At 43.4% G+C, this 19442-nt stretch carries 19 protein-coding genes, 2 pseudogenes and 1 riboswitch; of the genes and pseudogenes, 9 read left to right on the top strand and 12 right to left on the bottom strand.

Translation table 11 applies throughout. From position 1 onward, the window contains the following. Nucleotides 1-599: 599 nt before the first annotated feature. The 3 genes from AB5170_RS10925 to AB5170_RS10915 form a co-directional block, all read right to left on the bottom strand. Nucleotides 600-1616, bottom strand: coding sequence for a hypothetical protein (locus AB5170_RS10925; RefSeq protein WP_368361379.1), 1017 nt, complete (start codon nt 1614-1616; stop codon nt 600-602). 170 nt (nt 1617-1786) lie between these two features. Continuing rightward, nucleotides 1787-1870, bottom strand: a riboswitch (cyclic di-GMP riboswitch). Between the two features lie 188 nt (nt 1871-2058). Next, nucleotides 2059-2751, bottom strand: a complete 693-nt coding sequence (locus tag AB5170_RS10920) for a LacI family DNA-binding transcriptional regulator (protein ID WP_368361378.1) — start codon at nt 2749-2751, stop codon at nt 2059-2061. A 184-nt stretch (nt 2752-2935) separates the two neighbouring features. Continuing rightward, nucleotides 2936-3061, bottom strand: coding sequence for a hypothetical protein (locus tag AB5170_RS10915; RefSeq protein ID WP_264294914.1), 126 nt, complete (start codon nt 3059-3061; stop codon nt 2936-2938). Between the two features lie 229 nt (nt 3062-3290). Here AB5170_RS10915 and AB5170_RS10910 point away from each other — a divergent pair, with 229 nt between their 5' ends. The 8 genes from AB5170_RS10910 to AB5170_RS10875 all read left to right on the top strand — a co-directional run bounded on the left by AB5170_RS10910 (nt 3291) and on the right by AB5170_RS10875 (nt 9264). Continuing rightward, the gene (locus AB5170_RS10910; RefSeq protein ID WP_226814825.1) at nt 3291-4064 is read left to right on the top strand and encodes a GntR family transcriptional regulator; all 774 of its coding nucleotides are present in this window, start codon (nt 3291-3293) and stop codon (nt 4062-4064) included. Between the two features lie 35 nt (nt 4065-4099). Next, nucleotides 4100-5032 (top strand): transglutaminase family protein, encoded by a 933-nt coding sequence (locus AB5170_RS10905; RefSeq protein ID WP_195379654.1) that lies wholly within the window; start codon nt 4100-4102, stop codon nt 5030-5032. A gap of 74 nt (nt 5033-5106) precedes the next feature. Continuing rightward, the gene (locus AB5170_RS10900; protein ID WP_195477845.1) at nt 5107-6150 is read left to right on the top strand and encodes a type II secretion system F family protein; all 1044 of its coding nucleotides are present in this window, start codon (nt 5107-5109) and stop codon (nt 6148-6150) included. A 21-nt stretch (nt 6151-6171) separates the two neighbouring features. After that, the gene (locus AB5170_RS10895; protein WP_173773976.1) at nt 6172-6522 is read left to right on the top strand and encodes a hypothetical protein; all 351 of its coding nucleotides are present in this window, start codon (nt 6172-6174) and stop codon (nt 6520-6522) included. Then, the gene (locus tag AB5170_RS10890) at nt 6519-7007 is read left to right on the top strand and encodes a DUF4860 domain-containing protein (protein ID WP_195477844.1); all 489 of its coding nucleotides are present in this window, start codon (nt 6519-6521) and stop codon (nt 7005-7007) included. The genes AB5170_RS10895 and AB5170_RS10890 overlap by 4 nt, the downstream gene beginning before the upstream one ends. 61 nt (nt 7008-7068) lie before the next feature. Continuing rightward, nucleotides 7069-7530: a hypothetical protein gene (locus AB5170_RS10885; RefSeq protein WP_173716507.1), complete on the top strand. Its 462-nt coding sequence runs from the start codon at nt 7069-7071 to the stop codon at nt 7528-7530. Beyond that, entirely contained in the window at nt 7527-8189 is a 663-nt protein-coding gene (locus AB5170_RS10880) for a hypothetical protein (protein ID WP_313719299.1), read from the top strand. Before AB5170_RS10885 ends, AB5170_RS10880 begins: the two co-directional genes overlap by 4 nt. 4 nt (nt 8190-8193) lie before the next feature. Further along, nucleotides 8194-9264: a type IV pilus twitching motility protein PilT gene (locus AB5170_RS10875; RefSeq protein WP_173770369.1), complete on the top strand. Its 1071-nt coding sequence runs from the start codon at nt 8194-8196 to the stop codon at nt 9262-9264. Nucleotides 9265-9395: 131 nt separating this feature from the next. Here AB5170_RS10875 and AB5170_RS10870 read toward each other — a convergent pair whose 3' ends face one another. From AB5170_RS10870 to AB5170_RS10855, 4 genes and pseudogenes are all read right to left on the bottom strand, one after another. After that, on the bottom strand, nt 9396-12188 hold the full coding sequence (locus tag AB5170_RS10870) for a C1 family peptidase (RefSeq protein WP_368361377.1): 2793 nt from the start codon (nt 12186-12188) through the stop codon (nt 9396-9398). Between the two features lie 111 nt (nt 12189-12299). Then, nucleotides 12300-13364, bottom strand: a complete 1065-nt coding sequence (hisC, locus tag AB5170_RS10865) for a histidinol-phosphate transaminase (protein ID WP_173717893.1) — start codon at nt 13362-13364, stop codon at nt 12300-12302. Nucleotides 13365-13641: 277 nt separating this feature from the next. Beyond that, complete coding sequence (mgtE, locus tag AB5170_RS10860; RefSeq protein WP_118580463.1) at nt 13642-15036, bottom strand: magnesium transporter; 1395 nt, start codon at nt 15034-15036, stop codon at nt 13642-13644. Nucleotides 15037-15147: 111 nt separating this feature from the next. Beyond that, a pseudogene (locus tag AB5170_RS10855) lies at nt 15148-15261 on the bottom strand (DUF6783 domain-containing protein); the annotation flags it as partial. On the opposite strand from AB5170_RS10855, the gene AB5170_RS10850 reads away from it, so the two are divergent. Beyond that, nucleotides 15214-15345, top strand: coding sequence for a DUF6783 domain-containing protein (locus AB5170_RS10850; protein ID WP_319017809.1), 132 nt, complete (start codon nt 15214-15216; stop codon nt 15343-15345). The pseudogene AB5170_RS10855 and the gene AB5170_RS10850 overlap by 48 nt on opposite strands. 405 nt (nt 15346-15750) lie before the next feature. Here AB5170_RS10850 and AB5170_RS10845 read toward each other — a convergent pair whose 3' ends face one another. The 5 genes and pseudogenes from AB5170_RS10845 to AB5170_RS10825 form a co-directional block, all read right to left on the bottom strand. Further along, nucleotides 15751-17076: a phosphatidylserine/phosphatidylglycerophosphate/cardiolipin synthase family protein gene (locus tag AB5170_RS10845; protein ID WP_233456082.1), complete on the bottom strand. Its 1326-nt coding sequence runs from the start codon at nt 17074-17076 to the stop codon at nt 15751-15753. A gap of 234 nt (nt 17077-17310) precedes the next feature. Then, nucleotides 17311-17616, bottom strand: a complete 306-nt coding sequence (locus AB5170_RS10840; RefSeq protein WP_325064547.1) for an MGMT family protein — start codon at nt 17614-17616, stop codon at nt 17311-17313. A 141-nt stretch (nt 17617-17757) separates the two neighbouring features. Further along, a pseudogene (locus AB5170_RS10835) lies at nt 17758-18521 on the bottom strand (IS5 family transposase). A gap of 267 nt (nt 18522-18788) precedes the next feature. Then, nucleotides 18789-19178, bottom strand: coding sequence for a VOC family protein (locus AB5170_RS10830; protein ID WP_148461055.1), 390 nt, complete (start codon nt 19176-19178; stop codon nt 18789-18791). Beyond that, nucleotides 19126-19437: an HPr family phosphocarrier protein gene (locus AB5170_RS10825; protein ID WP_173773983.1), complete on the bottom strand. Its 312-nt coding sequence runs from the start codon at nt 19435-19437 to the stop codon at nt 19126-19128. Before AB5170_RS10825 ends, AB5170_RS10830 begins: the two co-directional genes overlap by 53 nt. Nucleotides 19438-19442: the final 5 nt, after the last annotated feature.

The following is a 19442-nucleotide window of genomic DNA, read 5'->3' as shown; positions in this document are numbered from 1 at the left end:
AATACAATTCTAAAACACATTTCAATTTTGATTTAACGGGATACAAATGTCTGATTAGACAGAAGCTATATACTGAATTATAAAAACATCCTTCAAAAAACTTATTAAAGTTGATTCTAACACATTTCAGGCGCCGTGTCTACATCCATTCCAAATATATGTTACTGGTTACTGTTCACTCCGTTCATAGTAACGCGCTTCGCGATGCACAGAAATCATGCTTTGCATGATTTCGCGCCGCAACTCTCGGGTTTTCTGTGAACTTTGTTCACAAAAAACACCTCGCGGAACGTTACCAGTGAACAGTAACTGTTACTGTTCACTTCGGACCAGTGCCCCCAATATATCTATCCCTGCCTGCAAGAAAGTGATAACCTTTGTTTTGTATTATACACACCTAAGGTTTTTCATTGCAAGAATTTTCTGTCGACACATATCCCGACTCTTCGACATATATAAGAGTCCTGTTCTCCCGGTGACCCAAAGATAAGTACCAGCTGTCACTTACCTTTTTATAAAATACCGGTTTCCCACGCCTGTTCTATTCACAGTAAAACACCCGGAGATATTTCTCCGGGTGCCGGTCATCTTTAAAATTATTAATTCCAGAACGCTCCGTAGATTTTCTGGATCTTAGCGATCTGTGCGTCTGTAATCTGATTCAGTGCATTCTGAACAGCTGCATAAGTCTGTTGTCTGCTGCTCTTCAGGGAAGCATTGTTCAGGATGTAATCCTTAACAGATTCTGCAAAATATTCGGAAGCATTCTGTGTTACATAGGCTTTATTAAAAGCTGTAACATTTGCCTTCTCAGCTGCAAAAATGCTCTGGAAGCTTGCTGTCTTATCTGCATTTCCTGCGATAAATGCAAGGAAATGACCCAGCTCATGATAAACAGAATCATCAATCTGCTTCATTATAATAGATCTTGATCTTGCATCAAAATATCCTGAATAGTTGACGGATGGATCAACAACAAGCTTAAATCCCAGCTGCTGATATGCTGCAATTACACGATTGTCCATCTTGCCTGCAACACTTGCTACATTTTCCTCGTGTTTGCTCTGGTTCTGTGAAGAGCTTGCTGCTGCAGTTACCTGGGCAGCGGAAGTACCAGAAGAAGTGGTGCTTACAGCGGTCTCATTGTCAATTGATACCTGCTGTGTAGTTGTTGTCTGAACAGTTGTTGTGATCTTGGATGTAACAACTTTCTTTTTGGATTTCTTGGTGTATTTCGCTGTTGCTTTGGTAACAACGGTTGTCTTGGTATCTACTGTTGTATTACCGGATTTATTTGTTTTATTGGTTACTTTTGTTTTGGTTTTCAGTTTCTTGGTGTAGCTCTTCTTGGAAGCCTTTTTTAATTTAACAGTCTTCCTGGTTGTCTTGGTACTGGAGGTAGTCTTCACAGTAGTCTTCGGCTGGGAAGCCAGTGGAGTTTCATCTTCTATGATGGAAGCCTCCATGATTGGATCTGTGTAACTGGGGAATTCAGGTGTTTCTCCTGTTCCTGAGAATAATGAAACGCCGCCGATCACTGCTGCCAATGCTATAGCAGCACAACTGGAAACAACTTTTTTATTTGCGAGCCACTCTGTTAATTTCTTTCCTTTCATAAATAACACACCTTTCTTGAACTATAATGTAACTGACTTGCCGCTATCTGGAAACTATCAGTCCCATCAGTTTGTGGAAATAAAAAAACCGTTTATCAGATTAAATAAACGGTCGCCACAAATAGAAGAACCACGTCTCCTGTCATATTACATTACCTAATCAATATCAATGCGGCAACCGGCTGTCATAGTCCTGAGACCTTAGACCCTTGGCTTTGCGTCCCTGTCTTTCAACAGGTTTGCCTTTTATTCACTTCTTATAATAAAGCAAGCTGTCGCTTTTGTCAACGGATTTCCCTCGTTAAAACTTACAAAAATCTGTCTAAAAAGTGCAAAAACAAAAAAATCTGTAAAAATATCTGAGCGGATCGTAACGCATGATAATCCTTCTCAAATATTTTCACAGATTCCTTTTCGATGTCTGGATAGCAACAGCTACACCTTACAGCTTGCGTGTAGACTCCCGCTCTATAAGAGTTCCGCACAGTATTTGCCGTTTCACCACCTTTTTCCGGTCGATCAGATCAAACAGAGTACGGACGCTCTGCTGGGCAGTTTCCACTCTTGGATATTTCAATGTGGTGATGGATGGATGATAATATTCCGCAATGTCCTGACCATCAGCTCCTGCCACACAATAATCCTCCGGCACTCTTTTGCCACTGTCAATAATTGCTCTGCAGGCGCCTACCGCCAGAGTATCTGAAATTGCATAAATACAGGAAAAATCCACCCCCGATTTCAAAAGCTCACAGGTACAGTTATAACCATTCTCAATCGTATAGATTCTTTTACCTGGTTTTAAACGAATTATAAGCTTCTCATCATACTCCAGTCCATTTTTTTCCAGTGACCTTTTATAGCCATTGAGATGGCATCTTCCAAGACCTTCATCTCCGGAAGTAATAAAGGCGATCCTTTTATGTCCGCAGCTGCACAGATAATCAACCATACTCTGGCTCTCAATCTCTGTATCAGTCGTCACAAGGGCACTTTTAGGATAAGTTCCTGTATCCTCCGGAACTGTTTTTCCGGAACCACTGATCACATACGGAACTCTCAGCATTCTCAGGCTTCGGTATGTATTTTCCAGGAAGAACATAAAGTGGTGACTCCAGTTTATCGTCCAGTTCAAGAGTAATTCTCTTTCCGGCAGGAAGGCTTATACTGATTTTGTTCCCCTCTTCTTCGAACGGTATCTGTGCAGCTGCAGGACGGATAACAGCCTTCTGAAATGGTTCGTTTACTGTAACTTCTACCTCTGCCTTTTCATTTTCATCCAAGAAAGAAACAAAATCAAAAAATTCCGTATGATATACTCACTGTTCCTTTCCGTTTATCTTAACCTGATACAGCTCTGATACCGGAATATCTTCCACTGATTTCAGTTCATACAGTGGTTTCTCGCTTATCTTTCGCGGTACAAATTCCTGTTTTTTCATCATTATGTTTCTCCTTTATTTTAATTTATTTTTAAAATTCATAATTATGTTTGCAAACATTACTATACATTGTTTTTTATATTTAGTAAAGTGTTTTATTTGACAAGATACTTCGCCTGTTTTTATGCATTTTGTATAAGAAATTCTGTTTTTTCCAATTATCGTTTGACTTATTTGTTTGATACATATATACTATAGGTTACTAAACAACCTTATTTTGAAAGGAAACATTATGGAAAAACTTCCTGCATACAAGAAATGTTATAACAAATTAAAATCCGATATAGATAATAATGTTTATCCCATAGGTTCCTATCTTCCCACAGAAGATGAGCTTGGAAAAATGTTTTCGGTAAGCCGCACAACGGTCCGGCATGCCATTGACCTTCTGGTTAAAGACAAGCGCATAAAGGTGAAGCAGGGTGCCGGCACACAGGTTATCAATCCCAAAGAACGGGAGCTTACCAATTTTTCAAAATTTCATAACGTAATAGACATACACACTCTGTTTCCGGATGATGCTGCCCTGACCATCAGTGGAACCTGGATTGACCGTATTCCTGCAAGCAGCCAGGTTGCCAGGGCGTTGGATCTTAATGAAGGAACAGAAGTCTTCCGCCTTCAAAGAGTGGTTTTCTCCAATGAACAGCCTGTGATAATTCAGACAAATTATATCCGTATCGATTTTTTCCCGGATTTAGATACCTACCGCGAACAGCTTGTAGATCTCTATTACTTTATTCAGAAGCACTACGGAATTAAATTTGAAACCGGTGAAGAACACATCAACATCAGCTCAGCAGATTTCCTTGATGCACAGATTCTCAACATTAAACCTGGATCTCCTATTTTTTTCAACACCAGAACGGCACACTGTTCACTTGGTCCTATGGAATACCTGGAAGCCAGGATCCGTCCTGATCTGTGCCATTTCGTAGTTCGTATGAAGGAACCACCTGCATGGTACGATCTTCCCGAATTTCAAAAATCACTGGAACGTGTTTAAAAATGAATGATCAGCTTATAAAAAGGAGCGGCGCTATGTCTAAACGCATTTCAGCCCTTCCGCTTTGCTTGTTTCTATTTTGCCTGCTAATAGTTTTCCCTGCAACAGGCTGCGGTCAGAACGGCAGCTCCGGTTCCAGCGAAGAACCGCCTGTTTTTTCCCCGCTGAAGGTTCTGGTTCCGGAAGCCCCCGGGACAGACACCATAGGATATTCACCTCTGATACTGGATATTTCCAACATCAGCCAGGGATATCTGACTGCTGTTAGTGACAGTAATGGTACCACAAAAAACATCCAGCTTTCCGCAGATGACGGCGTTGTTTATTCTTATTTTGTAAGTTCCGGCGAAAGCGCTGTCATTCCTTTTACCAGCGGAAGCGGCACCTACCAGGTATCCTGCTATGAGCAGGTAAACGGCAGTCAGTATGCTGCACTTTTTGCCCAGGCCCTGGAGGTTTCCCTGGAGAATGAATTTCTCCCGTTTTTGTATCCGAACCAGTATGTAAATTTCACCCCGGACTCAGAAGCCTGCAAGCTGGCTCTTTCTCTTCTGGCAGAGGATGCCACGGAACAGGAAAGCATTGACACCGTTTTCCAGTATGTAACCCAGCACGTCACCTACGACGAGGACAAAGCAGCCACCGTTGAGACCGGCTATCTTCCTGATATAGACGAAACCCTCTCTACCGGAAAGGGAATCTGTTTTGATTATGCTGCCCTGATGACGGCAATGCTGCGAAGCCGGGATATTCCCTGTAAGCTTCAGATCGGATATGCAGGTGACATCAAGCATGCCTGGATTGATGTTTACATACGTGGAAAAGGGTGGGTGGAACAGGCAATTACCTATGACGGGGAGAAATGGAACCGCATGGATCCAACCTTTACCGCCAACAGTGAAGATGAAGAGCTTATCAATTCCTATATCGGTGACAGCGCAAATTATACGCTGCAGTTTACCCGATAGCACAACGAAAAACGCCTCGCAGGTTCATGGATTTTTTCAGGATCTGCCTGATGTTTTTTCAGAGAGGACTTTATATGATTACCAAATTAAACAATCGGGAGCTGTTCCAATTCTGTGAACAGTTTTCCATCATATTACGTTCCGGAATGTCCGCCATTGAGGGACTTGCCATCTTAAATGACGACAGCCAGACAGAACGGGGCAAAGAAATTTTGACCTTTCTTTATAAAGACATGGAGGAATCCGGCTCTCTGGCGCACGCCATGGAACAATCCGGTGCTTTTCCTGCTTCTGCTGCTGCCTATGTCCGCACCGGCGAAGAGACCGGCTGTCTGGATGAGGTTATGAAGGGTCTGTCTGCTTTCTATGCGAAGGAGATTCAGATCACAGACCAGATCCAGAGTGCAGTCGCCTATCCCCTTGTTATGCTGGGCATGATGACTGCAGTTATTGTAATTCTTCTTGTAAAGGTTCTCCCGGTTTTCCGCCAGGTTTTCCGCCAGCTTGGACTGGAAATGAGCGGGATCTCCGGTGCCCTTCTTGGAATCGGCGAAACACTTAGCCACTATTCTACTGCCTTCCTTGTTCTTCTGGCCGCGATGATCGGCTTTATCCTTTTCCTGGTTCTTCACCCAAAGGGGCAGGAACTGATCCGCAAAATCGTCTGCCGTTTTCCAGGCATGAAGGAAATTCCGGTAAATCTGGATTACAGTCGTCTTTGCCAATGTATTTCCCTGGGAATCCGAAGCGGACTTTCCCCTGAGCTTTGTGTGGAACTGGCAGGCGCTGTTGTCTCCCAGACTGAGACTAGGGAAAAGCTTGTTTCCATTCAGAAGCAGCTCGCTGAAGGATATGGATTTACAGAAGCCATCACGGAATCCGGACTTTTTAAGGCTATGGAGCTTCGTCTGATCTCCCTTGGTTTTCAGGCTGGTGCATCTGACGAAGTAATGGAAAAACTGGCTGAGCAGTATGAAGAGAAATCCACAGACTCTGTTTCCCATATTGTGTCAATTTTGGAACCTACTATTGTGATCGTCCTTTCAATTCTTGTAGGACTGGTCCTTCTTTCTGTTATGATGCCGCTGCTGGGACTGTTATCTGAAATGATCGCATAACAGCTGTAAGGGAGAGTGAAAATGGATATATTTGAAACCAGACTCATTCGTATCAGGCGGATTTTCCGCTTTATTGTTCCAATCCTGTTCGCTGCAGTCCTCTGCCTGATCTTCTATCTTGGAATTGCACGTACACAGACTGATTCCCTGGAAAAAGAACAGGTTACTTTAACGCAGGCACTTGAAGGAGGTGCCATCCGCACCTACGCCCTCACAGGCCAATATCCTCAGAGCCTGGATGAATTGCTTTCGGATTACCATATTACCTATGACTCCGAGAAATTTGTGGTAGAATATGTTCCAAACGGATCCAATCTTCTGCCATCGATCAGCGTACTTCCGGTAAATGCCAGAAAAGGAGGTGCCAGATGAATTCCAGATTTACCCGGAAGAACCACAGCATTGATTCACTGGCAGCCCTGCTGCTTTTTGCAATGTATGTGCTGTTTCTTCTATTTCTGATGCTTTTTGGTGCCGGGAACTATCAGGCCTCTGTAAAAAGCCTAGACACTAATAACAACCTTTATACAGCAGCCTCTTACATCACTACCAAGTTTCGTCAGCACGATATTCCCGGAATGACCTCCCTTACAGTGCTTCATGGAACACAGGTTCTTTGCTTTCAGGAAGCTATTGAGGGTAAAGATTACTGCACTTACATTTATTTTGATGGCAGTCACTTAAAAGAGCTTTTTACAGCATCGGATTCCCAGGCCGATCTTTCCATGGGAACCAACCTTGCACAGCTTCAGGATTTCCAAATTGACACTTTGGAAAACACTTTTTACAGAATCACATTAACGGACACAGATGGACATTGTTCCAGTTTTCTGCTTCATCCAGGGGTTCCTGCCTGATTCGCAGGCTCCTGAATTTGGGGCAGGTCACTTCTGAATGATGTGCTGAAAGGAAGTTTTTATGAAAAAAATCACTACCCATTCCAAATCCGGGCTTTTTCTTATGGAAATGATATTTGTCCTTCTTTTTTTGGGACTGACCTGCGGTGTTTGCGTAAGACTGTTTGCGGCTTCCTACATGGCAAGGGTGCATGCCCGGGAGGACTCTCATATCCAGGAGCTTATCACCAGTACCGGTGAAATTCTGGAAGGAACTGACGGCACTGTCCAAAATTTTCTGGCACTGATGCCAGATGGAGTTGCAGATCAGGACAGTATTTGCTATTATTTTGACAAGCACTGGCAGAATACTTCCGAAGAAAGCGCGGTTTATAAAATGAGGCTTGTCTGCTCTGCTTCTGACAAGGTCAAAGAAGTTCAGGTCACTTTTATAAAACTCCAGAATGCAAATGAGGAACCCAGTCTTTATGCACAGACAATTCGCTTTCCAGTTTTTTCCACAAAGGAGGGAGCAAATTCATGAAAGAAAAGAATCATCTTTTTTCCGCAACTGGAATTCCTTCCCTTTTTCTAATCTTTGGAGTTCTTATGCTGGTGATCCTGTCCTTGCTGGGCTATGGTACTTCCAGGCAGGATCTTCGCGCCAGCAGCCTTTCCCTGGAGCAGACCTCAGCCTATTATAATGCCTGCAGTGAGGCAGCTGATTTTTATTCAGATCTGGTTCAGACACTGGAAGAATTTCAGGAGCAAGCAAAAACAGAGACTGCATATTACCAGCTCGTCTCCGATCATCTGAACTCACAGGAGAATGTAAAATGGGATTCAGAGGAACATACTGCTGAATATGTGAGAGCATTTTCCGACACCCAGAGTCTGGCTGTGAAAGTTTCTGTATTCTGGACTGATCGTACGGCTGATTCCACAGCCTTTGATGCCGCTGCCTCTGATACCGCTACCTCTGATACCATTGCCTCTGATATCGTTGCCTCTGATATCGTTGCCTCTGATATCGTTGCCTCTGATATCGTTGCCTCTGATATCGTTGCCTCTAACCGTACTGTAACGAATAATGCAGGATTGGACATGACCAGCAGCAATATCGCCGGGATCCTCTCCTGGAATACGGTTGTAACTGCAGACTGGAATCCGGACAACAGCCAGTCTGTCTACAAAGGAGAATAATTTTATGGAAGAAAAAGTAAAGGCTTTTCTGGAGCTTGCCACTCAGAAAAAAGCCTCTGATATATTTATTATTGCCGGTCGTCCCCTTTCTGTAAAAATTGACGGAAAGCTCTGTACGCTGGATGGTTTTGAAGAACGGCTCATGCCTCCGGAGACAGATGAATTTATCCGGATCATTTACAAGCTTGCTCACGACCGGAATATAGAGCCTATGCTGGAAACCGGTGACGATGACTTTTCCATGGCTATCCCGGGTCTTTCAAGATTTCGTGTAAATACATACCGGCAGCGTGGTTCTCTTGCCGCTGTCATCCGTATTATTGCATTTGATCTGCCTGATCCGCAGGATCTGCACATTCCTCCGGCTGTTATGGAAGCCGCTGATCTTACCAAGGGAATGGTTCTGATCACAGGTCCTGCAGGAAGCGGAAAATCTACCACCATGGCTTGTATCATCGACAAGATCAATCACAGCCGTGAGGGACATATCATCACACTGGAAGACCCTTTGGAATACCTGCACAGACATGACAAATGCATTGTCAGCCAACGCGAGATCTGTACGGATACTGCCAATTATCTGGTTTCCCTGCGTGCCACCCTGCGTCAGAGCCCGGATGTGATCCTTCTTGGAGAAATGCGTGACCACGAGACTATCCAGACTGCCATGACTGCTGCTGAAACCGGACATCTGATTCTTTCCAGCCTTCACACTACCGGAGCAGCCAATACCATCAGCCGTATTATGGATGTTTTCGAGCCCAGCCAGCAGCATCAGATTGCCATTCAGCTTTCCATGGTTCTGCAGACTGTTATTTCCCAACAGCTGGTGCCGGATGTGAATGGACACAATATTCCGGTTTTTGAGATCATGAGGCTTACCCCTGCCATTCGAAATATGATCCGCGACAACAAGATTTATCAGATTGACGGTGTGATTGCGTCTTCCTCCCAGGCAGACATGAAATCCATGGATAACAGCCTGCTGGAGCTTTATCGAAACCGCCAGATTACAAAAGAAACTGCACTTAAATATTCATCTAATCCGGAAATGTTAAAACGGAAGCTCATGTAATGGGCTTCCGTTTTTTTCATATCCGAAGGTTGTCCTGCTGCAAAAAACTTTATAGTTTTTACTATGTGCAGACTATCTTCTATTTTACAATGCTTTACTGTAAATTCTATTTCTTTTCTGTAATTGATTTCCTACTTTCTTGTAACTGCCGCCGATGCTTTATACTTTCCCTTTACAACACCATTTGGCTCTTTTACATAAGCACGCACATAATAACGGTACTTCTTTCCTTTTTTCACCTTCGTGTCTGTCCAGGTGGAAGTTTTCCCCTTCTTAATAGTAGCGGCCAGCTTATATTTTCCGCTTCCGGTCTTCTTGTAAATGTAATAGCCATCACACTTCTTCTGTGCCTTCCACTTTAATTTCAGACCTTTCTTCGTATTGGAAACCGACGAGACCGTCTGCCTGGAGGGTGCTGATTTATACTTTCCACTGGACTTGTAACTGCTTGCCACTGTTTTCTTATCCACAGTACAATAAGCTCTTACTGTATACTCATAAACGGTAGTTGATTTTATCTTTTTATCTTTGTAGGATGTAGTAGCTGCTTTCTTTATGTTTGCAAGCTTCGTCCATTTTCCAGAGGATGTTTTCCTGTAAACCACATAGCCTGCTGCACCGGAAATCTTATTCCAGTTTACTGTATTGTAAAGTCCTGAAGAAACCTTCACCGACACAGACGGAGTGGCAAGCATTGTCTTAGCCGCAGCTTCCGCGGTATAATCGGAATATTTCGCAGTACCGTTCACCATACTGTACGCACGGATCTTGTATGTATATGTAATTCCCGGCTGAACTTTCGTATCTGTCCAGGAAGTATCCGACCAGGAGGCGGTCTCTACCTTCTGATACTCTCCGCCGGAGATTTTTCTATAGATCTGATATCCGGAAACTCCGGCTGCTTTACTCCAGGTCAGACTGATCTGGTTATAGGTGTGGGCCGCAGCCTGAAAGGAAGCAGGTCTGGTTACATTCACTGCACTGCTCAAGGTTCTTGTGTGAGCTTTAATTCTTGCACAGGCACTTGGACTTGTTTTGGAAAAATCACTCCATCCATTTTTTTCATGATAACAGAAGCTCTGATCCGCCTCCAGGCCAGCCTGAAACTCCACCCAGTCATAAGCACTGTTGGTCTCGCACAGATATTCCACTGTATCGGAACCGATATTGGTGATCACTACCGAATAAAGGGTTCCATTCATCAGATTTACCTCTGGCACTTCTACTGTGGAAATACCGGCATGTTTCTGATAAAAAGTAACCGGATTGGCATAGGCCGGAGTTCCGCTTACCGGATTGCTCTTATCCTTCAGATTTGTATAGATCTGAATGCTGTAGCTTCCTCCGTCAGTGTAAGTAGCCAGGACCACTTCTCCAAGGGCTTCTCCGTTCCCATTTCCGGCTTTTGCCTGAAAAACATTGGCAATGGAGGAAATCCCACTGCTGCCGGAAGGATATAGCTTCAGTTTGCTCAGTGCACTGGAACCATCATAGAAATAGTTGTTCCGGTACTTCGGACTGGTGGTGGCCTCTGCTGCTACAATATTGTAATTACATTTATTCTCATAGGAAATATAAAAATAACCGGCTTCTCCCCAGTCATCTCCCCAGCTGTTTCTGGCGATCCATGCCCCGTTTGAAGTAACATTGCTGGCAGAATTGAAATTTTCCCTGGAATAATTGTCATCCCATCCAATCAGGGTTATTGCATGATTCACGCCTGCACTTCCCGGGTAGCTGTATGCATACGTATACGGATTATAATAGGTATCATACATTCCAAAGGACATGGAAACAGATCCATATTCTGATATCAGACTTTTAATGTTATTTACAGAATAAGAGGAAAACGCTGCATTTTCCAGATATGCTGTGGTCTGGTATGCCATTTGGGAGGACGGCACCTTGTCAGAGTCCAGGGTATGATCTGCATTTGTCTCATAAGGAATCTGTGACTCCAGTGCCATACCACTCCACGTACTCAGAAAAATAGCAGCCAGGGTCTGATTTCCTCCCTCTCTGTAGGAATGAAGAACCTCGTTTTTGTCATTAGCTGTATTTCCAAGAGGATCGTTCATTCGGTGGGCAAAGAAATATGCCAGATGTTCTTCTGACAGATCAAACAGCCCAGCTCCTGCCTGCAAAAATGAGATTTCCAGGTTGGCAGCCAATGTGTATGCCCAGCACATATTGGAAGGCTTTTGATTCCTTACCGGGATGGAAAGACTGCTTCGGGGATCGTATTTCGCAGGATAAGACGCAGCTCTGGCAGCACCTACGCTTCCTATATCGCCGTTCCCGCTGCCGGATGGCGGGTCTACATAGCTTAAGGGCTCCAGCTCACGGATCGGCTCCAGCTGAGCCTCAATCTCCTCATCAGTCAGATTATCTTCACTTTTCTCTTCTTCGGCAGAATCCGGATCCATGCTGCCAAAACCGGAAGATTGTTCCTGAAGTTCATCAGTACCACCATCTGAGAAACCGTCTGACAGGTCTTCCGATTGGGAGGGATTTCCATCTGTCATGCCTGTGAAGCTGGCATTGCCTGACCAACCGGCATCGTTTTCCGTACTTCCATTGCCAGCCTGGCTGTCATCGCCTTCTGCACTTCCATTGCCAGCCTGACTGGCATCGCCTTCTGCACTTCCATTGCCAGCCTGGCGGTCATCGTCTAAAGTGCTTCCGCTCCCTGACTGATCATCACCTGCTGAAAAATCATCCTGCACATAAGACTCTTCCACAGCCATCTCATCCGAAGACACAGCTGATACAGCGTCTCCTGCGCTTTCCATTTCCGCACTTTCCGTCCAGACCATACTCTGCCCGACAATATCTGCTGCCTGAATGGGCAAGCCTGTAAAAATCAGGGACTGGGCAAGTAACAGACTTACAGCTGCTTTTTTCAATAATTTCTTATATTTCATATTTACTCCTGTCGTTCTGAGCTTCCTGTTCCGGAGTATTTTTCACACAGGCTCCAGAGCGTATTAAAAAATCACCAGAACAGAATTTTCGTTCAAACAGATATTTTTCACTTATTTATGATTTTTTAGATATTTTTCCAGAAAATGTATTAATTTCTCCATTTCTTCCTGAGTCCCTACCGTGATCCGCAAATGATTGTCAATCCTCGGCTTCGGGAAGTATCTTACATAAATATGCTCCTGACGAAGGGCCTCAAAAATTTCTTTGGCCGGACAGCTTTTGTGAGAAGCAAAGATAAAGTTGGTCTTAGAATCCGGGAATGTGAAACCAAGGGCAGCCAGTTCTTTCTTCGCCCATTCTCTGGTAGCAATAATCTTCTCACAGGTTTCTGTAAAATATGCCTTATCCTGGATAGCTGCCACACCGGTTGCAAGAGTGGTACGATCCATAGTGTAGGAATTGAAGGAATATTTTACATCGTTCAGAAAACTGATCAGCTGTGGATGGCCGCACGCAAAGCCGATACGCATTCCAGCCATGGAACGGGATTTGGAGAAGGTCTGAACTACCAGGAGATTGTCATATTTCTCTATAAGCTCCAGTGCTGATTTCGCTCCGAAATCTACATATGCTTCATCTACGATCACAATGACGTCCCGGTTGTGTAAGAGAATCTCCTCGATGTCACCGAGGGGCAGCTCCACGCCTGTAGGTGCATTGGGGTTCGGAAAAATAATTCCACCGTTTTCTCCGAAGTAATCTTCTTTGCGGATACAGAAGTTCTCATCGAGAGCTTTACATTCATATGGGATTCTGAAAAGATCCGCCCATACGTCATAGAAAGAATAGGTGATATCTGGAAAAAGGATCGGTTTATCTGAGTTAAAGAAGGTGAGGAAGCTCATGGCAAGTACATCATCTGAGCCAACACCTACAAAAACCTGCTCGTCTTTCAGTCCATAGTTCCGGGCAATTGCATGTACCAGATCGCCAGCTGTAGGATCCGGATAAAGGCGGAGGGTATCTGGCTGAATCCCGTGTAATGCTTTCTCCACGCCTGGTGCAGGGGGATATGGGTTCTCGTTTGTGTTCAGCTTGATCATGTCCGGCTGATTGGGCTGCTCGCCGGGTGTATAAGGTACTACTTTACGAATGTTTGCTTCCCATGTATTCATTTCGGTCCATCCTCGCTTCTTCGTATTTTTATTATAATTTCTTTTTGAAAAAATCTGTAGTATGCATGTTTCTGCATAGTTATTAGTATTTTACTTTTTTCCTTGGAGTTTGTCAAATTTCGCTGTGGGGTGTTGCGGTGCTTCTTTCTGCGGTTATATTGCTATTTAATGTGTTGAAAGTTATTCAATGCGTCCCTCCTGAAGAACTTTTTAACCATAAAAAAGCCCTTTAGGAATTTTTATTGACTTCCTAAAGAGCTTTCAATATACAATCTTATTAACCTGCCAGGTGAAGGATTCCGATGAGGAATACCCAGCCAAGTCCATAATATGTCACAACAGCAACAAGGTCGTTGACGGTGGTGATCAATGGACCAGAGGCTACGGCTGGGTCTACGCCTACTTTTTTGAAAAACAGAGGGATACAGGTACCTACGGCACTGGAGATCAGCATTGCAAGGAGCAGGGCAACTCCGATGCAGCCGGATACGGCGTATGCAAATACCAAAGTCTTTCCTTTAAATAAGTAAATGTAAAGTCCAATGAGTACAAAGGACAATATACCAAGCAACGCACCATTGCAAAGACCAATCCGCATTTCTTTAAATACAAGTTCCAGCTTCTGCTTGCCGGTGAGGGACTCATCCATCAGGACACGGATGGTAACAGCCAGGGACTGCGTACCGACGTTTCCGGCCATATCCAATATAAGGGACTGGAAGGCCATGATGATGGGAAGCTGGGTAACTACGTTCTCAAAGACACCAACTACAGAGGATACAACCATTCCAAGACCAAGAAGAACGATCAGCCATGGCATACGTTTCTTCATACTCTCTTTCAGCGGCTCCTTCAGATCTTCCTCTGCGGTAAGACCTGCCAGCATGGCGTAATCCTCTCCCATTTCATCATCAACCAGGTCGATGATATTGGAAGATGTGATAACACCTAAAAGGCGGTTGTCATTATCCAGCACGGGGATGGAATCCTCGGAATACGCTTTCAGTTCTTCGATACAGTCGTCAATATCCTCTTCGGCATATACATATGGGTAAGAGGTTGCCACCAGATCTTCCAGGGATTTATCCTGTCTTGCAATGATCAGGTCTTTCAGATCAATGGCTCCGTAAAATTTCTGTGACTCGGTTACCACAAAGATTGTGGAAATATTATCGTTCTTAGCAGCCTGTTCTACAAGGCTGTTCATAGCCTGCTTCACAGTCAGGTTCTCACGAATGATAATGCAATTGGTCGTCATGCGGCTGCCGATTTCATCCTCATCAAAGGAAGCAATCATCTCAATATCGTGGCGGACATCATCGTCCATTAATTCGAACAGCAATTTCTTTTTGGCTTTATCAATCTTATGAAGAACCTCTACAAGGGCATCGGTCTCCATACGTGAAAGAATGGCTGCACCTTTTTTCACATCCATCTCTTTCACATATTCTGCTGCATTATCTGAGTCCGTATACTCAAAAACATCGGACAGCATATTCAGGTCCAGAATACGGTACAGTTTGCAGCGTTCCTGAACAGTCAGCCTCGGCATTGCATCTGCAATGTCATTGGCATGAAAATCTCCCAGCTTATCGCTCATAGCTGCCGGAGAGGTATTACTTCTTACTACAGCCAGAATATCCTGGGTGTAGTCCTGCACTCTTTTCTCCATCCTACTTTCTCCAATCTGACAATAAGACAGTTCACCATTTCCAGGTGTTTATCTTATGTATTTTTGACAGACTTATACAAAGTCCATTTTTACGGACAGTAAAATCCGTATTTAAACAGAATATAAGCGTATAGCTTTTCTGTTCTTTGAGCGTGTTTGAAAAAGGTTTTCTGCAAGATGTACGTCACAATTTGTGGGAGATTTTACCAGAATGAGGGCACCATAGTGGGCTACGGCAACCGAATTCGGGTAAAATATACTGCAAAATGGAGCGCAGATTGCGGAAATGCTTTTTCAAACAGGTTCTAGGGAATATTGGATTCTTCTGAAGAACTCATAGGATAGAAAAAAGAAATGAAACAGTGTTCTTAAGCGCAATGCGCCTTTTACATGAAAAGAAGAACAGAATGTGCGCGATGCTCATCTGTCATTTCGTTTTTCCATCCTATGCAACTACTTCGCCCATGAGAATCGCAACTATCCATTCTGTTCACCTGCCTTTGTTCTTAGATTTTGTGGGAATATATTTTATTCCCACAGGTCATTCTAACTGCTTTTATACAAAAAATCAATTCCTATTTTGCTATTTACCTGATTTTTCACCTGATTTTTTCAGGTTTCTTTCCATTTCTTTACATAGCTGTCATTTTTCTGTGGACAAATAGAAAAAGAGAGACGGCAAAAGCCGTCTCAAAAGAATCAACACGCTATAAATTACAGTAACTGGCGCAATGGTCTTATTATAATTCTTAATACTCCATAGAACAGCTTCTTCTGCCAGTTCAGCTCTTTCGTTTCGTACTGTGCTCCTTCGGTCTCCTGTCCGTTTGACAGAACTTCTTTACTTTTTTCTATGTAAGTACCTTCCGTGAACTGAATCTGCTGATTCAGTTCTTTGCTGTCGATAACAAGCATTAATTCCGTATCCAGATAAGTACTTCTCATGTCCAGGTTATAGGATCCAACGATAGAGAGTCGGTCATCAAGCAGGACTGCTTTGGTGTGAACTGGAACCTCGTTCATCAGCTCATAGACATCGGCACCGGTATTCAGAATTTTCTTTTTCTGATTCAGGTAGTCGGTGCATCCCCAGGGGTTGGAGCCTTTCTCTACTGCGTTAAGAATGATCTTTAACTGGGCATGGGACGCGATCTCATTTAAAGTGTCGTACATGTATCCGTTGCAGATCACATATGGGGTCTGGATCGTTACATTTTCTGCGTTCTGCGCCAGATAGCGGATTGTCTGAAGTACCAGGGGCGTTTTTGGACCTGCATGGGTTCCGTTGTTGACAAGCGTAATTTTATTCGCCGGAATGGTATCCTCCTGCCAGGAGCTGTAATCTTCAATATCGGTGTATTTTTCTTTCAGGGAAGCGTAACGCATTTCTAAAGACTGGTACTGTTTTTCGTACTTTGAAAGCTTTTCCTCTGTCTCGTCTGTTATCTCATTTTCAGCATTCGATTTTCCATTCACAATATCAGAGTTTTTCAAATTACTTTCTGAACCCTCACTGTCGTCTGCTGCTTCTTCTAACACAGAAATTTCCGAACTATTCTTTTTTCTTCCCCCCTTTATTTTCACGCAACCTTCATTCCAAATCTGCTGAAAATATGCTTCCAGGTCCTGCAAGGATTCACCTTTGCCGTTTGTTGTATCGCATACCAGAATATCCCGATCCACATTGATATCTGTGGTATAATCTCCAAGGAAAATATCATTGCTGTTGCGGCCACCAAGCAGATACATTTTGTCATCCACAATCACATATTTATCATGCATACGGTAATTGAGCTTAAATAAGCCAACCGGGCTCACCGGGTTGTAAACACCTACCTCCACATTTTCCCGCGACGCAAGTGCCTGAAATTCCTTGCTTCCATTCAAGAACAACTGCTGGTAAATTCCGTCAATTAAGAGCTTGATTTCCACACCTTTTTCAGCAGCGTGATCCAATGCTGCAAGAAGATCTGTTCCGCTTTCATCTGCCCGCAGATCAAAGGTTGCCAGAACAATACTCTTCTTCGCTGCTCCAATCATCCGCAGTCTCCACAAAAGTGCCTCTTCATTGTCATCAATACAGCGGATCCGTTCGCCCCCTGGCGTATCGGAAGTAAATTCTGTCTGTTTCAGCGTTTCCGCAAATTTTTCATCTGGCTTCCTGCAATACAGCGGCGCAAAAACATTTACCAGTACTACAATAAGTAAAAACCATAAAAATATATTCCGTATTCGTTTTAGATTTTTCTTTATCGTTATACACCCTTTCTAAAATCAACATTCCCACAAATATTTCTTCAAATCTACACAACCATTTTCTTTCAGAGTAACTCCTTCCCCTTTCAGCAGCCACTCCTGCTCTGTCCACCCCGGCGCCAGCCTCCCCATATGGTTCACCACCCGATGGCAGGGAAACTTCCCATAGTTCTCTGCATGTGACAACACTCTCGCCACCAATCTGGAATTCTTCTCCCGCCCGATCAGCTTCGCGATCTGTCCATAGGTTGCCACTCTCCCCGCCGGAATTTCCTCCACCACGGAAAGAATCTCATAGGCAAGATCATCGTTTAATTTGGAGATATTTTCTTTGCGCTTGTTTGTTTTCAGTAAATCTGAAAAGGGATCGTCAATCATAACTTTTGTCACCTACTTTTATTCATTTCTATTTTGTCATGTAGTATTTCAACTGCTAGAGCCTGTTTGAAAAACATTGTAAGTTGTTCATTTTAACCAAATTAATATTGAAGCGATACATATAAATCCCAAGAAAGTTAAAGCCAGCTTATCATAGCGGGTGGCAATTCGACGATATGCTTTCAATTTGAGAAAATAATTTTCTACCAAATGTCTCTCTTTGTAAAGCCACCAATCGCAATGGCGTTCAAATTTAGCACCTTTTCTAGAAGGAATCGTTGGTTCTCCTCCATGGGCATAGATATAATCAATTAGATTGCTACAGTCGTATCCACGATCTGCCAATACATTACTTCCATTGGGATTGACATGATCCAGCAAAGGGATTGCGTAATTGATATCGTTACGCTGCCCTTCACTGATCATAAAATAAACCGGATAACCGTATGCATGTACAACTGCATGGATTTTTGTGCTGGCTCCACCACGGCTGTGTCCGATTTCGTTTGGTGGCCCCCTTTTTTTGCTCCAGCACTATGCTGATGAGCTTTGACAATAGAAGCGTCAATTGACAGTTCTGTTAATTCGGCTTCTAAGCTCAAAACACGAAAAATATTATCAAGGGTGCCGTCTTCAATCCATTTACGGAAATGGGAATAAACAGTTTGCCAGGAACCATAACGTTCTGGAAGGTCTCGCCATGGAGCTCCGCTACGAGCAATCCAAACAATTCCATTCAGAATTGTCCGGCTGCACTTTTGGGGGCGTCCCTGTTTTCCGGAATTTTCAGGCGGCAGTAATGGAGCTATACAGTTCCATTCTTCATCAGTTAATTCGTATCGTCTCAACATAATTAACACCCCTTTTTCTTTATTCTAACATGAAAATGGGTATTAGAATATATGTTTTGTGCAACTTTTATTTTTCAAACAGGCTCTAGCGTAGGCGTAATCGACAGGGAAAATTATGTTGTACTCATTTGGACAATTTGAATATAAGACTCCCTCGTAAATCAAAATGCCATCACACCGACTACTCCAAGTGTGATGGCATATGCCTTCTTTCTGTATTTTCCTACTTGATTTACGGATGGGTAATTGAATGTTCCCGCCGGGGTATCACAGATACTGGCTAAACTCTATCTTTTCCTTATTCGGTCCCTTAATTGTGAAAAATCTGACTCCGTTTTCCCAGAATGGTAAAAAATGGATCGTATCCCTGGTGGTATTTAAACCAGCATGGTTGATCAGTTCATATACTTTTTCGATGTCTTTTACATCAATTGCAACGTGATCTATAGCGCCTGATTCCATTTTAGCAGCTTTATTCTCATATGTCTCAATTACCAGATTATTCAGCTTGAGGAATGCAACTTTCTCATTTGCTTCCTCGTTGACAGTTTGCAAAGCGACCTCGAATCCAAGCCTTCTATAAAATTCAACGGTTGTTTCTATATCATTTGTAGGAATTCCCACATGCTGAATTCCATTTAACTGCTTCCTTAACATTATTTCTCCTCCTTTTTTTCTCATATAACAGCCCGGCTTCAGCCAGTTTTTCTAAAATCCGCCTCTTTTCCACTTCCGTCTCAACTGGAATCTGCAATTCTCCATATGCAAAATCCGGCAAGCTTAAGACTCCAAGCATGGATTTCGCGTCCACAATATAGCGTCCATAACAAAGATCCACATCGCAGGAAATTGATTCTGCAATACTGACCAATTTACTTGCATTCTGCATAGTTCCCAATGTTACTTTTATTTTCATCGCTT

The sequence above is a fragment of the Ruminococcus sp. RTP21484sp1_RTP21281st1_A8_RTP21281_210402 genome (assembly GCF_040914025.1).
In the GTDB taxonomy this organism is placed as follows: Bacteria; Bacillota; Clostridia; order Lachnospirales; family Lachnospiraceae; genus Blautia_A; species Blautia_A faecis.
This window is presented reverse-complemented; position numbering and strand designations above follow the sequence as displayed.